Annotated in this window: 12 protein-coding genes; 3 read left to right on the top strand and 9 right to left on the bottom strand. The window is 62.0% G+C overall.

Annotated elements, in window-relative coordinates; translation table 11 throughout:
• Window positions 1-50 precede the first annotated feature (50 nt).
• A complete protein-coding gene (locus B0G71_RS34090; RefSeq protein WP_116122238.1) occupies window positions 51-1,079 on the bottom strand; it encodes an ABC transporter permease in 1,029 nt (342 codons plus the stop codon).
• Entirely contained in the window at window positions 1,072-2,592 is a 1,521-nt protein-coding gene (locus B0G71_RS34085) for a sugar ABC transporter ATP-binding protein (RefSeq protein WP_404935492.1), read from the bottom strand. Before B0G71_RS34085 ends, B0G71_RS34090 begins: the two co-directional genes overlap by 8 nt.
• Window positions 2,593-2,859: 267 nt before the next feature.
• On the opposite strand from B0G71_RS34085, the gene B0G71_RS34080 reads away from it, so the two are divergent.
• The gene (locus tag B0G71_RS34080; RefSeq protein ID WP_106283072.1) at window positions 2,860-3,600 is read left to right on the top strand and encodes a FadR/GntR family transcriptional regulator; all 741 of its coding nucleotides are present in this window, start codon (window positions 2,860-2,862) and stop codon (window positions 3,598-3,600) included.
• 153 nt (window positions 3,601-3,753) lie between these two features.
• On the opposite strand, the gene B0G71_RS34075 is transcribed toward B0G71_RS34080, so the two are convergent.
• The 7 genes from B0G71_RS34075 to B0G71_RS34045 form a co-directional block, all read right to left on the bottom strand.
• On the bottom strand, window positions 3,754-4,623 hold the full coding sequence (locus B0G71_RS34075; RefSeq protein ID WP_116147460.1) for an alpha/beta fold hydrolase: 870 nt from the start codon (window positions 4,621-4,623) through the stop codon (window positions 3,754-3,756).
• An 81-nt stretch (window positions 4,624-4,704) separates the two neighbouring features.
• Window positions 4,705-5,940: a 3-(3-hydroxy-phenyl)propionate transporter MhpT gene (gene mhpT / locus B0G71_RS34070; protein WP_181916866.1), complete on the bottom strand. Its 1,236-nt coding sequence runs from the start codon at window positions 5,938-5,940 to the stop codon at window positions 4,705-4,707.
• Between the two features lie 69 nt (window positions 5,941-6,009).
• On the bottom strand, window positions 6,010-7,032 hold the full coding sequence (dmpG, locus tag B0G71_RS34065; RefSeq protein WP_116147456.1) for a 4-hydroxy-2-oxovalerate aldolase: 1,023 nt from the start codon (window positions 7,030-7,032) through the stop codon (window positions 6,010-6,012).
• A 12-nt stretch (window positions 7,033-7,044) separates the two neighbouring features.
• The gene (locus B0G71_RS34060) at window positions 7,045-7,986 is read right to left on the bottom strand and encodes an acetaldehyde dehydrogenase (acetylating) (RefSeq protein ID WP_116147454.1); all 942 of its coding nucleotides are present in this window, start codon (window positions 7,984-7,986) and stop codon (window positions 7,045-7,047) included.
• Window positions 7,983-8,786, bottom strand: coding sequence for a 2-keto-4-pentenoate hydratase (mhpD, locus tag B0G71_RS34055; protein ID WP_116147452.1), 804 nt, complete (start codon window positions 8,784-8,786; stop codon window positions 7,983-7,985). Before mhpD ends, B0G71_RS34060 begins: the two co-directional genes overlap by 4 nt.
• Window positions 8,776-9,738, bottom strand: a complete 963-nt coding sequence (locus tag B0G71_RS34050; protein ID WP_116147450.1) for a 3-carboxyethylcatechol 2,3-dioxygenase — start codon at window positions 9,736-9,738, stop codon at window positions 8,776-8,778. Before B0G71_RS34050 ends, mhpD begins: the two co-directional genes overlap by 11 nt.
• 1 nt (window position 9,739) lies before the next feature.
• Window positions 9,740-11,581, bottom strand: coding sequence for a bifunctional 3-(3-hydroxy-phenyl)propionate/3-hydroxycinnamic acid hydroxylase (locus tag B0G71_RS34045; protein WP_116147448.1), 1,842 nt, complete (start codon window positions 11,579-11,581; stop codon window positions 9,740-9,742).
• A 213-nt stretch (window positions 11,582-11,794) separates the two neighbouring features.
• Between B0G71_RS34045 and B0G71_RS34040 the strand changes: the two genes are divergently transcribed.
• A complete protein-coding gene (locus B0G71_RS34040; protein ID WP_116149120.1) occupies window positions 11,795-12,610 on the top strand; it encodes a DNA-binding transcriptional regulator in 816 nt (271 codons plus the stop codon).
• Between the two features lie 189 nt (window positions 12,611-12,799).
• Entirely contained in the window at window positions 12,800-13,711 is a 912-nt protein-coding gene (locus B0G71_RS34035; RefSeq protein ID WP_116147446.1) for a substrate-binding domain-containing protein, read from the top strand.
• Window positions 13,712-13,872: the final 161 nt, after the last annotated feature.

Below are 13,872 nucleotides of genomic sequence, written 5' to 3'. Positions count from 1 at the left end.
GTGATTGCAATGCATTGTTGGACTTCTCGAATGGCATCATTCGATGTGCTTTATCTACGGTTTCTAACCTGATCGATCCAGACCGTGCCGAGAATGACCAGTCCGATAATGATTTGCTGGACGAAACTCGATACGCCGTTCATGTTCAGGCCATTGCGCAGCACGCCGATGACGAACGCACCAATGGCCGTACCCGAGATCGTGCCGACACCGCCCATCAGGGACGTCCCGCCAATCACGGCGCTGGCGATCGCATCGAGCTCGTACATGACGCCTTCGTTTGGTTGCGCTGTGACGAGACGCGACATCAGCACGCAACCCGTCAGACCGGCGAGCACGCCGGACAGCACATAGGTAAATAAAGTGACGCGTCGGACATTGACGCCGGAGAGCCGCGCAGCTTCGGCATTCGATCCGACTGCGTAGATGTGACGGCCAAGCGAGGTGCGCGTCAGCATGATCGACACGGCCACCGCCAGCACGACCATGATGATCACGGGATAGGGAATGCCCGGAAATACCGTATCGGGGAAGCCGTCCGCTCCGATATGCGAGATGCGGAACAGCGCGCCGTTTCCGAGTTCGCCAAACGCGTCACCAAGTCCCGAAACCGGGCGCGCGCCAGTGATCTGAAGTGCGAGACCGCGCGCGACCAGCATCATGCCGAGCGTGGCGATAAACGGCGGCAGACCCATACGTGTCACGCACAAGCCATTGACGAGTCCGCACAGGCCGCCCACCACGACGCCGCCGAGCATGCCGAGGGGAATCGGCACGCCAGCCTTGACCAGCAACGCGGCGACCACACCGGACAGCGCGAGTACGGAACCCACGGACAGGTCGATTCCGCCCGTAATGATCACGCAGGTTGCCGCCACGCCGAGATAGGCAATCGACGTCACCTGCAACGCGACCGTCATGCCGTTTTCCACCGAGAAGAACGCCGAACTGGTCGATGAAAAGACGACCACCAGCATGATCAGACTGCCGAGCGCGGCAAATTTCTGGATCAGGTCGCGACGGCGGAGTTTCGCGCTGCTGTCGACGCTAGCGGTCTGGTCAGATGTTATTTCAAGCATGGTTTCGTCCCGATGCGAAGTGCATGATTTCTTCCTGATTGGTGTGACGCGTCTCCAGAACTCCGGCGATCCGGCCTTCGTGGAATACCGCGATACGATCGGACATGCCGAGAATCTCGGGCAATTCCGAACTGATCAGCACGACGCCGATGCCCTGCGCGGCGAGCTGATCCATCAGCGTGTAGATCGCGTATTTCGCGCCCACATCGATCCCGCGCGTGGGTTCGTCGAAAAACAGAATCTTCGATTCGCGAAACAGCCATTTGCCGATGACAACCTTCTGCTGATTGCCGCCGGACAGGTTGCGCGTGAGTTGATGGACCGTCGGCGTGCGGATGCCGAGCGTTTCGACGTAGCGCCGTGCGGTGGCCGCTTCGTCGGCAAAGCGGATGAAGCCCGCGCGCCCCGACACCGCTTCGATATTGGCCAGCGTGATGTTGGTCGCGACCGGCATCTTCAGCGCGAGGCCGTCGCTCTTGCGGTCTTCCGACAGATACGCGATACCGTGGCGAATCGCATCGATAGGCGAGCGGATCGAGACACGCTCGCTGCCGATATGAATCTCGCCGCCGTCCGGCTGGTCGGCACCAAAAATCGCCCGCGCCACTTCGGTCCGGCCTGCGCCCATCAAACCGGCGAAGCCGAGAATCTCGCCGCGCCTCAATTCGAACGAAACCGGCCCGAATGCCGGTGCGCGCGACAGATTGTCGACACGCAGCAGCACGTCCTGCGTCGGAACCGACCGGCGCGGCGGGTACGCATCGTTCAGTGCCCGGCCGACCATCCGCGCAACGATCTCATCCATGCTGGTCGCCGCGAAATCGTCGGTTGAAATGTGGCGCCCGTCGCGCAGCACCGTCACTCGGTCGACAATCTGCTTCATTTCGTCGAGACGATGAGAGATGTAGACAATGCCCACCCCGCCCTCGCGCAACTCCTTGATGATCCGGAACAGGTGCATGGTTTCGGATTCCGTGAGCGACGAAGTGGGTTCGTCCATGATCAGCACCTGGGCGTCGAGCGAGAGCGCCTTGGCTATTTCAACCATCTGCTGCTGGGCGATCGACAGCGTCCCCACCAGCCTCGTGGGTGGCAACGACAATCCAATGCGGGCGAGCGCCCGCCGGGCGTCGCCATTCAGCCGCGTGCGATCGATGAACGGTCCGCGTTTGGGCTCGCGTGCCAGGTAGATGTTTTCCGCAATGGAAAGGTGCGGCACCAGATTCAGTTCCTGGTGAATGATCGCAATGCCGGCTTTCTGTGCCTCGAGTGAGGACGCGAACCGCCGTTCCAGCCCGCGAAAAACAATCGTGCCGGCATCCGGCTGGTATTGGCCGCTGACGATTTTCATCAGGGTCGACTTGCCCGCGCCGTTCTCGCCGCAAATCGCGTGTACTTCGCCGCGGCGCAATTCGAAGTGCACGTCATCCAGTGCAACCACACCGGGGAACCGCTTGCCCAGCCCGCTGAGTTTCAATAGCTCCGTAGGTTCCTTCGAACCGAAGCCGCCCACCGCGCGCGGGGCCAGTTCAGCGCTCAAGTCTGTCACGCGTGTCTCCTTCTTTATGCGGCGCTTGTGATGGTCAGGCCAATCTGAGGCAGATTAGAGAATAAAAAGCGAAACTGGTCAAGCCAATTTTCATACTTTGTAGATTGGCCTTACCTAGAATAAACCCCTATGTTTCCCATCGAATGCGCGGAGAACCTGTCGGAGCTTGCGTGATAGACTTGACCGCCAGGCGCGCCAGGCGCCCGGGCCACTTTTCCTTCTGCCAGCAAGATGAAACAGACTGAGCCAAAGCGGCTTTACCAATTGGTCGCCGACCAGATTCGCGGCCTCATCCACGGGGGCGATTTCCCTCCGGGGTCGAGGTTGCCGGCTGAACGCGAGTTGTCGCAGCAACTGGGCGTTTCGCGCCCGTCGCTGCGCGAGGCGCTAATCGCGCTGGAAATCGGCGGCAGCGTCGAGACGCGCATGGGTTCGGGTGTCTACGTGCGCGAAACCGCAAATGAAAGCGAAGGATCGCTGGCGGTACTAGGCGAAAGCCCGACGGAAATCATGCAGGCACGAGCCGTAATCGAAGGCAGCCTCGTCGTGCTCGCCAGCACGCGACTCACAGCCGCCTCTCTGGACCGGTTGCGGCGCAGCGTGGATGCCATGCATCGCCTTGCCTCCGCCGGCAAATCTCCGCTGGAACCAGACCGGCAATTCCACCTCATCATCGCGGAAGCGGCGGGCAACACGGTGTTGAGCCGATACGTGGCCGATCTGTTCGACGCGAGGCGCGATCCGATCGGGGCGAGGATTAGCGAACTCGCCGAAAATACGACTACATGGATGGCTGCCGTTGAAGAGCACGAGAGAGTCCTGCATGCACTGCAGGCAGGAGACCCGCTTGCCGCACAAGCAGCGATGCGATCGCATCTGAAGTCTTCTGAAGAGCGTTGGGTCGGAAGCGACATGAAGAAGGTCGCGCCCAACGATGCGGACAGTAAAGCTGCCCGCGTGCGATTGGGTTGAGTGGCGAATTCAAGCGGGTTGTGGTTCCCTCGAACTTTCGCCGGGTGTGCAGCGAGTTTAAATGGGCTCCGAGGAGAAGCCGACGGTCACCGCACGGCGACGCTTCATCTTTTGATCTTGCACCGGCTTCACGCTCCCTCATCGTGAAGCTCCTCACCGCCCGAGGAACTCAAGCACCATTTGATTGAACTTCGCGGCATGCTCCCACTGCGCCCAGTGGCCGCATCGACCGAAAACGTGAAAGTCTGCGTTGGGCAGGCCCCACACGAGACGCAAGCCGACATCCATCGGAACAAAGCGGTCGTCACGACCCCAGATGACGAGTGCTGGCGCCGCGATCTCAGAAAGACGATGACCGGCATCCGGAAACTGCTTCGGGTTCGCAGCGAGGCTCTTCACGAAGTTCTCGAGGTGATCGCGCCGCGCCAGCATGTTCGCGAGACGTGCCTGCATCAGTTCCTCGGTCAGCGTGGTGGTGTCGAACACAAAGACGTTCAGCATCCGTTTCAGGTTATCGAGGGTCGGTTCGCGATAGAGCGCCTGCAGCAATTTGATGCCCTCGGTGGGCATCGGCACGAACTGGCTGGGGCCGCCTGTGCCGCCGCCCATAAGCACCAGCTTGCCGACCCGCTCGGGATTCGCCAGAGCAAACGCGACCGCGCTATGGCCGCCCATCGAATTGCCGACGATATGCGCGCGTTCAACGCCGATCGCGTCCAGCAATCCCTTGAGCATGCGCGCATTCAGATCGGAGCGCGAGCCGCTGCATACGACGGAGTCGCTCTTGCCCCAGCCTGGGCAGTCCAGCAGAATCACCCGGTAGCCGGCATCGACGAACGCGTCGACGTTGCGGTTGAAGTTCGCCCATCCGCTCGCGCCTGGGCCCGACCCGTGAAGCATCACGACCGTCTCATCACCGAGGCCGGTATCGTTGTAATGCAGACGCAGTTCGGCATCGCCTTCGCCGATGCTCACGAATTTGCTGGTTGCGGTTTCGCTTTGAAGTTTCGTCGCTGCTGTCATTTCAGTTACCTCGTTTGTGTTCGTACCGGGAGCAGGCGCTACGTAACGAGCGCCCGCGCATGTGTCTGGCAGGCACGCGCGCTAGTGCGCGACGGCCATGAACTGCCCGCGCGGAAACCGGGCCACTACGAGCAGCGCCGCGACGGCCGCCACCGCGATCAGCGGAATGCTCGCGGCCACCAGCACCGACGCACTCTGCCCGATGGCGAGCAACTGGCCCGCGATCAACGGCCCGAGGATCGAGCCCATGCGGCCCACAGCGACGGCGGCGCCCACGCCCGTGCCGCGAACTTGCGTCGGATAGATGCTGCTGGCAAGCGCATACAGCACCGATTGCCCGCCGACGAGGAAGAGACCCGCCAGCAGCCCGCCGAACGCCATCGTGGCGCCGGTGCTCGCGCTGGCGAGCACTGCCAGCGCCCCGGCTATGCCCACGTACATACCGGTAACCGTGGGCCGCCGGCCGATTCTGTCCATCAGACCCGCAATGACGATCGCGCCGATACCGCCGCCGATGTTGAACATCATCTGCACGACGCCCGACTGCGTACGCGTGAGTCCCCGGCTTAGCACCATCGACGGAAGCCAGTTGATCAGGAAATACAACACGATCAGCGTGCCAAGAAAGCTGACCCACAGCGCGAGCGTGGTGCCGGCGCGACCTTCCTTCCACAGCGCCCGCGCGACCCCCGGTGCCGCCTCATGATGCGCAGCGTCGTCGGACCTGGTCGCGATGAATTGCGCGGATTCCTTCAGGAAAAGCGCGAGCAACGGCAGGGTCAGCAACGGTCCGATGCCGCCGACGTAGAAGATATGCCGCCATCCTTCATCGCCCGGGCTCACGATGCCGATGACCGCAGCGATTGCCGCGCCGAAAGGCATGCCGCAATACATCGCGCCCACCGCCGTGCTGCGTTGCTGCGGCGGCACGGCCTCGGAACAGAGGGCGATCAGATTGGGCATCGCGGCGCCGAGCCCGAGACCTGTCATGAAGCGGGCGGCGAGCAGACTCTCGAAGTTCCAGACCTGCGTCGTCGCGATGGAGAAGAGGCCGAAGAGCGCAACCGACAGCATCAGCACGCGCTTGCGGCCCATCCGGTCGGCGAGGCGTCCTCCGATCGCGGCCCCCGGCAGGAGCCCCAGCGCACCGACGCTGAAGGCCCAGCCCATCTGCGCGACAGCGAGGTGGAATTCGCGCGCCATGCGTGGGGCGGCGACGCCCGTCGATTGAAGATCGAGTCCTTCGAGCAGCGCGACGACGAGGCACAGTCCGATGGTGATGGCGCCGTTTGCGCGGCGCGGTGCTGAGATGTTCATGAAAAGTCTCCGATGTAGGTTCGGCATCGCTCTTGGCGGCGATCGTGCCGTGGGTAGCGCTGTGTTCGTTCAGACGCGCGCTTCGAGTTCGCGCTTCAGGTCCAGTGCGACATCGACGATCATGTCCTCCTGCCCGCCCACCATGCGGCGGCGGCCAAGCTCGACGAGAATGTCGACAGTCTTCAGGCCGTACTTCTTCGCCGCAACTTCCGAATGGCGCAGGAAGCTCGAATAGACGCCCGCGTAACCAAGCGCCAGCGTCTCGCGATCCACGCGAACCGCGCGATCCTGCAACGGCCGCACGAGATCGTCTGCGGCGTCGAGCAGCGTGTAGAGATCAGTGCCATGATTCCAGCCGAGGCGCTCGGCTGCCGCGATGAAGACTTCGAGCGGCGCGTTGCCCGCTCCCGCACCCATGCCCGCCAGGCTCGCGTCGATGCGGTCACACCCTTCCTCCACCGCGACAATCGAATTTGCGACACCGAGGCTCAGGTTGTGATGCGCGTGCATGCCCGTTTGGGTGGCGGGATCGAGCACCTCCTTGAATGCGCGAAAGCGCGCGCGGATGTCGTTCATGTTCATTGCGCCGCCCGAGTCGACCACATAGATGCATGTCGCGCCGTAGCTCTCCATCTTCTTCGCTTCAGCGGCGAGATGCTCGGGCGTCGTCATGTGGCTCATCATCAGGAAGCCGACGGTGTCCATGCCGAGTTCGCGCGCGTATTGGATATGCTGCTTCGAGATATCGGCTTCGGTGCAATGGGTGGCGACGCGCACGATGCGCGCGCCTGCGTCGTATGCGGCCTTGAGATCGTGGATGGTGCCAATGCCCGGCAAAAGCAGCGTGGCAATTTTTGCGTGGCTCACGACATCCGCCGCCGCTTCGATCCATTCGAGATCGCTGTGCGCACCGAAGCCATAGTTGAAGCTGGATCCTTGCAGACCGTCGCCGTGCGCGACCTCGATGCTGTCGACTTTCGCCCGGTCCAGTGCGCGGGCGATATCCTGCACGTTCGCGATCGAATACTGATGACGGATCGCATGCATGCCATCGCGCAGCGTAACGTCGGAGATATAGAGTTTCTTGCTCATGTTCATGCTCCCTTATGCGTTCGCGAGAGATTGCGCCATGCGTTCCGCAGTGGCTAGCGCGGCCGATGTCATGATGTCGAGATTGCCGGCGTACGCTGGCAGATAGTGTGCAGCGCCTTCCACTTCAACGAACACGGAAGTTTTCAAGCCACTAAAGCGGCCAAGGCCCGGAATGTTGAGTGGCGCATCAGCGGTGATCTCGTCGAACTGCACCTTCTGCTTGAGGCGATAGCCCGGCACGTAGGCCTGCACTGCTGCGGCCATGGACTCAACGGATGCCTCGATCTTCGCGCGGTCCGCGAATTCGGAGAGAACATAGACGGTGTCGCGCATCATGAGCGGTGGCTCGGCCGGGTTGAGCACGATGATGGCCTTGCCCTTCGCCGCACCGCCCACGGCTTCGATCGCCTTGGAGGTGGTCTCGGTGAACTCGTCAATGTTGGCGCGCGTGCCCGGCCCTGCCGACTTGCTGCTGATCGACGCGACGATTTCCGCGTAGTGCACTCTCGCCACGCGCGACACGGCCGCTACCATCGGAATGGTCGCCTGGCCGCCACAGGTCACCATGTTGACGTTGCGGCTCTCGACATGCGCATCGAGGTTGACGACCGGCACGCAGTACGGGCCGATGGCCGCGGGCGTGAGGTCGATCAGGCGGATGCCGGGCTTGAGCGCACGCAGGAACGCATCGTTCTTCACGTGAGCACTTGCCGAGGTCGCATCGAATACAAATTCGATGTCGTTGAATACAGGCATACGCACTAATCCCTGAACGCCTTCATGGGTTGTCGCGACGCCGAGACGCGCGGCGCGTGCGAGGCCGTCGGATGCCGCGTCGATGCCCACCATCGCGGCGATTTCCAGATACTTGCTGTGGCGCATGATCTTGATCATCAGATCGGTGCCGATGTTGCCGGATCCGATGATCGCGGCCTTGAGTTTGTCGGTGGTCATGGAAGTTCCTGGTCGGTAAAAGTAGCGCGGACGCTGCCCAGTCCGTCGATTTGCGCGGTGAACGTGGCGGGTCCGGTGACAGCCACCATCGGCCCGAGCGCACCTGTCAGCACGATGTCGCCGGCACGAAGCGGCGTGCCGAGTTGCGCCATGCGATCGGCGAGCCACACGGCTGCGTTTAGAGGATTGCCGAGGCATGCCGAGCCGTTGCCGCGAGAAAGCACCTCGCCGTCCTGCGAGAGCGTCATCGCGCAGGCTGCGAGATCGAGTTCTGCGAGCGGTACGGGACGGCTACCGAGCACGAACATTGCGCTCGATGCGTTGTCAGCAACCGTGTCCACGAAGCGGATGTCCCAGTCGCGGATGCGGCTGTCGACCACTTCGATTGCGGCAAGCGCGTAGGCGCTCGCGTCGATCAGGTCAGCGAACGTGTGCCTCTCAAGCACGAGGTCGCGCTGCAGCACGAGCGCGATTTCCGCTTCGACCTTCGGCTGGATCAGGCGCGAGAGCGGCATCGGTGCATTGTCGCCGTAGGCCATCGATGCGAAGAGCGTGCCGAAGTCCGGCTGGTCCACGCCAAGCTGGCGTTGCACCGCAATCGACGTGAGACCGATCTTGCGGCCGACCACGCGTTCGCCTTGCGCGCATCGCGCGTCGACGCGGGCGCGCTGCACGGCATACGCGAGCGCCGCATCGTCGCCCCCAGGAATCTCATCGCGTACGGGTGCGACGGATTGTCTTGCGGATTCGGCATCGCGAAGGCGCGCGGCCAGCGCAAGCACGGTTTGCTCATTGGGCATGAAAGTCTCCTTGGGTCCCGGGTTGTGCATGCATCGCGCCGAAGCCCGCGATCCATTCGGGGATAGGCCGGTAATAATCGAGCGACGCCCGATAAGAGCCGTAAGCGGCAAGCGCGCCAAACGCGGCGATCCAGGTGCGGATCTCGTGAGCGGACTTGCCGCCGTCGCGGGTGATCGCCGAGTTGGTCATGCAATCGACGGCGGTGAGGTCGCCGGCGGCGAGCAGATCCAGAAATGTGCGGTCCCACTCAGGATTGAGTGGATGCAGATGGCTGTCGCCGGCGGTAAAAGACTTCGCTGCCGCCACCGTGCGCGCCTGCCGCGCCTCGCGCGATTCGGCAGACGGATTGCGCCCGGCGATCAGCCGCTCGGCGACCTCGGCGTTCGCACCGGCGATCTCCGGCACGGGCGGTTCGTGTGAGATGCCGCCGGAACCGATCACGAGCACGCGCCTGGCTGTGCGCGAGAGAAAGCGGCCGATCGCATCGCCGAGCAGGCGCGAGCGGCGGCACGATGCCATCGGCGATGCTACCGAGTTGATGAACACCGGTACAACCGGGTAGCGATCAAGTCCACCGGTCAGCACATCGAGGGCTTGCGCGCAGCCATGATCCACCTGCATGCGGTACGACACGGACACATCGACTTCGCTTGCAAGCACGGCCTTTGCCAGAGCGAGCGCGACGTCCTCCGGCACGTCAAGCGGGCCGGCAAGACTGTTGAAGTCCCCGATGGCCGTCGCCGCGATACCGATGCAAAACTGCGGCATCACGTCATAGAAGAAGCCGTTGTAGTGATCAGGCGCGAACGCGATTACCAGTTCTGGATCGAAGGATTCGACGCGGGCGCGGGCGGCACGCTGCACTCGCTCCACTTCCGCGACGATCTCGGGCGCGGGATCGTGATAACCGTGCAGCGGCGTGTGAGACAGGCATTCGAGAAGGATCGGCATGTCAGACTCCCGTTTCGACCGCGATGGCCGTTTCGCCTGCAACTTCATTCGCGGGATGAATATCCGGGAAAGCGAGCGTTGGCGAACCCAGCTTGCCCGCCAGTTCTTCGATGCCCCACGACACTTCCTGCGGCGAACACATGCCCGCGACAAAGCGGTCCGGGCGCAGCAGCACGACCGATTCCGGCACGCGCGTGAACCAGTCCTTCAGTCGGCCGCTCACGTCGCCGACGGCGATCACGCCCGCCGGCACGTCCTCGCGATACATCAACTGCGTATCTGGCTTCGCGATCACGAAGCAACCGCCGAGTCTCTTCCACGTTTCGCGTGCCTCCGGCGTCAATCCGAAGCTCGGGTCCGAACCCCATCCGATGATCGCGAAGCGATTGCCGATTACATCATCGAGACGCAAGACGGCGCCATCGACTGAACGCACGCGCGGCTGGATGAACATGCGGCCCACGGGCGACTGGCTCGCGGAGTCGCGCCCGTGTACGAGACGGCCGAGCAGCGACTCACGCTTCTCGCTCATCAGCCCGAGCATCCGTCCGAGCGCCGTATGACCGAAACCGTCGAGCAGGCGCGCGAGGAAGCCGTCGCGCTGCTCGCGTTCGGGCAATATCACTACGCCCGATTCATAACGCGGCATCGGCTTGAAACGCATCTCGACGAAATATCGCTTGAACGAAGGAAGCATGCCGAGCGACCGGACGAAGCCGTCGCGGAACTTCGTGCCGAGCCTGCTAGTTGGCGCGAAGATGTCGCCGGCCACCTCCGACAAGTGGATCATCGAGCGCGCGTGCGCGCGCCGCTCGGTCGTGTATGTATCTAGCAGGCTGTCGCCGGCGAGACCCTTTACCACCAACGCCAGCTTCCAGCCGAGATTGTTCGCATCACGAATACCGCTGTTGTAGCCTTGTCCCTGCCACACCGGCATGATGTGTGCGGCGTCTCCCGCGAGCAGCACGCGCTTCACGCGGAACGTGCTGGCAAGCCGCGCGTTATGCGTGTACACGCGTTTCCTGATGTAATCGACCTTCTCGGGATTGCCGACCACCTTGCGGATCAACGCCGCCATGTTCTCGGGCTTCGAGAGTTCTTCTTCCGTTTCCCCCGGCATGACCATAAATTCGAAGCGCCGGATTCCGTGCGGCAACGCCGCCGACACATAGGGGCGCGCCGGGTCGCAATGCATGTAGACATGGGGTGAGCCGATCGGATCGTTGCGCACGTCGACGACGATCCACTGATTCGGCTTGGTGCGTCCTTCGAACGGTACGTCGAGCACGCGGCGCACGAAGCTGTTGCCGCCGTCCGCGCCGACCATGTAGGTAGCGCGGATCGACCTGATCGCGCCACTCGCAGCCTGCGCGTCGATCGTCACGCCGGTGTCGTCCTGTGCAAAACCCGCTACGGTGTGTCCGAATAGCACCTGTACGTGCGCGAAGCGTTGCAGCCCCTGAAACAGGATGCGATCGGCAAGCGGCTGAATGAACGCGTTGCGGCGCGACCAGCCGAATTCGTCAGTGCGTGGCTCGATTGACGCGAAACAGCGGCCCGTGCGCGTGACGAAGCGCATCCAGTGGTCCGGCGTCGTATGAGGCAGCAGTTCCTCTGCCAGGCCGACTGACTGGAACACACGCAGAGCTTCATCGTCGAGCCCGATAGCGCGCGGGTAGTCGATGATCTGGTCGAGCTTTTCGATCAGCACGACGCGTACGCCCTGCAGTCCCAGATAGTTGGCGACCATGAGGCCGACGGGTCCGGCGCCGATGATGGCGATGTCGGTTGACACAATCTCGGGACGGCCGCTGACGGCCGCCGTGTCGATGGCGGAATGCATGTCTGTCTCCTAAGGTGCGCGACGAATGAGGTTCGTGGTCGCGTCCGGTACTGTCTGGTTCAGTCACAGCCAGGAGAACATGCGTGACAGCGTCACGTGTCTCCTTGAATAGTTGGTTTTGATGCAGTCTATGGAGCGCGCCCCAGCCGCTCAACAAAATCCAGAAAATGTGCATAGAATGCACATAATTGATTTATAAGGATGTTTTCAGCGGTGACGAAATACACGAACGTTCGTGGGCTGGCGCGTGGCCTCCAGGTCCTGCGCGCACTGAATTCAATCGAAAGCGGTCGCGCCACGAGCCAGCAGATCAGCGATGCAATTGGCTTGCACCGCACGACAGTGCGTCGCTTGCTGGAGACGTTGGTCGAAGAGGGGTTCGTTCGACGGAGTACGTCGGACGACAGCTTTCGCCTGACGCTCGACGTCCGTTCGTTGAGCGAAGGCTTCACGGACGATGAACGCATCGCGACCATCGCCCCGCCGATCATGGGTCGATTGCTCCAGAAAGTCGCGTGGCCATCCGATCTGACGACGCCCGACGGCGACGCCATGATCATTCGCGAGACGACGCATCGGTTTAGTCAGCTATCTTTTCATCGGTCGATGGTCGGCCGACGCTTGCCCATTCTGCTGACGGCTTCCGGCCGTGCCTATTTCGCGCTGTGCCCCGACGGCGAGCGAGAGGACATTCTCGATATGCTGCGATCGGGTGCCGGCGGCGATGAACAAAAGGCGCTGGCCTCCAACGATGCCCTCGTTCGCAGTCTCGTCCGACGCGTGCGCGCTGATGGATTCGGTTCGAATCACGGCGATTGGACGGCTCAGAACAAGATCGGCGCCGTTGCGGTTCCGATCGTTTCGCGCGAGCGGGTACTTGCGAGCCTGAACGTAGTTTTTCTGTCGCGCGCGGTAACGCTTGCGGAAGCGAAGCGCCGCTATGTGCCCGAACTAAAATGGGCCGCGGACGAGATGGTGACGGCACTCGAAGCCGAGGAAGATGCGTCCCAGTCCGGGAAAAAAACTTAGTGAAATAAGCGCGTTGGATGGCTACATCGGCTTATTATTCCGCAAGGTTGGTGAAAATTGGCCCGAGGTAACGATTTCGCATGGCTGGCAAGAACCTTCATAACACGGCAATGCTCTCCCGCAAGCTTACGCGGTCGGCTCCAGGCCACTGCCAGTGGACACACCATGCTTGGACCTCTGAGATTATTCATGCTGCTTTGGTCGTTGGCGGGGATCGTGCAGACCGTGCATGCGACCACGATCGGCGTCGTCCTACCGGGCTCGTCGCTTGTTTTTTACCAGACGATGCTCAAGGGAATACAACAGTCGGCCCGTGATCATCATGTAGATCTGCTGACCCGCAGCCCGTCCGACGGTGAGTCGCTCGATACATCAAATATCCAGTTGCGCATTATCGATTACATGGTGACGCAAGGAGTCGCGGGTGTGCTACTTGCACCGGAACCATTGAAAAGCGACACGCGGGTTTCAATCCCTGTCCCCCTGATCCTTGTCGATCGGTATAACGCCGATTACGACGGCATCTCGACCGTATACACAGACAATTTCGGCGCAGGCAGGAAGGCCGCCCTCAGCCTGGTACCGGTTTTGAAAAAGGGTGCCAAGGTGGCGATGCTGCGGCTCGCGCCCAACGTCAGTTCGACTACCGCGAGAGAAAGCGGATTCTTAAGCGTCGCCCGGAGCGAGGGATGGGATGTGGTGATCGATACCTACGTCGGGTATCGCCCCCGCGATGCCGAAGCACGGATCGCTGAGGTGTTAAACACGTACCCAGGCCGCCTGGATGCCGTTTTCGCGCCGGCCGAACCCATCGCCTACGGCGCTCTGCGGGTAATTGAAAATGCGGCAGTCGGCCAGCGCCCGCGCCTTGTGCTGTTCGACTGGCGTCCGGAATTCCTGGAAGGCCTCAAAAGAGGAATCGTATACGCCGCCATATTGCAGGACCCTTATCGCATGGGTTACCTCGGCTTGGCATCGCTAGTGGAGGCACTGCAGGGCCATCCGCCGCCCCGCAATATATTTGTCGACGTGGTCACCGTTACGCCAAAAAACATGAACGACCCGGCGATCCGTTCCTCGTTGGCAAAGTACGCGAAATAGCCGGCGTGAGCCACGAGCGTGTTCAGTAGCGCTTGACGGGGCAACCGTTGCCGCCACTTGAACCCCCACCCAGTCCGTCCTTCTATGGACTGCTTCAGGCTTGGGGAAATCACATGCATCCGCCCGCCTCTTGAAGTGCCCACGTCACGGAATCGCAGCTA

This window comes from Paraburkholderia sp. BL27I4N3, assembly GCF_003386115.1.
In the GTDB taxonomy this organism is placed as follows: domain Bacteria; phylum Pseudomonadota; class Gammaproteobacteria; order Burkholderiales; family Burkholderiaceae; genus Paraburkholderia.
The sequence above is the reverse complement of the archived record's forward strand: the minus strand, read 5'-3'. Positions and strand labels throughout refer to the sequence as shown.

What these genes read in the sequence shown, in the direction of transcription:
- B0G71_RS34050 (WP_116147450.1), bottom strand. Translation starts at nt 9,738, where the DNA reads ATGCCGATCCTTCTCGAATGCCTGTCTCACACGCCGCTGCACGGTTAT.
- B0G71_RS34090 (WP_116122238.1), bottom strand. Translation starts at nt 1,079, where the DNA reads ATGCTTGAAATAACATCTGACCAGACCGCTAGCGTCGACAGCAGCGCG.
- B0G71_RS34075 (WP_116147460.1), bottom strand. Translation starts at nt 4,623, where the DNA reads ATGACAGCAGCGACGAAACTTCAAAGCGAAACCGCAACCAGCAAATTC.
- B0G71_RS34060 (WP_116147454.1), bottom strand. Translation starts at nt 7,986, where the DNA reads ATGACCACCGACAAACTCAAGGCCGCGATCATCGGATCCGGCAACATC.
- B0G71_RS34080 (WP_106283072.1), top strand. Translation starts at nt 2,860, where the DNA reads ATGAAACAGACTGAGCCAAAGCGGCTTTACCAATTGGTCGCCGACCAG.
- mhpT (WP_181916866.1), bottom strand. Translation starts at nt 5,940, where the DNA reads ATGAACATCTCAGCACCGCGCCGCGCAAACGGCGCCATCACCATCGGA.
- mhpD (WP_116147452.1), bottom strand. Translation starts at nt 8,786, where the DNA reads ATGCCCAATGAGCAAACCGTGCTTGCGCTGGCCGCGCGCCTTCGCGAT.
- B0G71_RS34035 (WP_116147446.1), top strand. Translation starts at nt 12,800, where the DNA reads ATGCTGCTTTGGTCGTTGGCGGGGATCGTGCAGACCGTGCATGCGACC.
- B0G71_RS34045 (WP_116147448.1), bottom strand. Translation starts at nt 11,581, where the DNA reads ATGCATTCCGCCATCGACACGGCGGCCGTCAGCGGCCGTCCCGAGATT.
- dmpG (WP_116147456.1), bottom strand. Translation starts at nt 7,032, where the DNA reads ATGAGCAAGAAACTCTATATCTCCGACGTTACGCTGCGCGATGGCATG.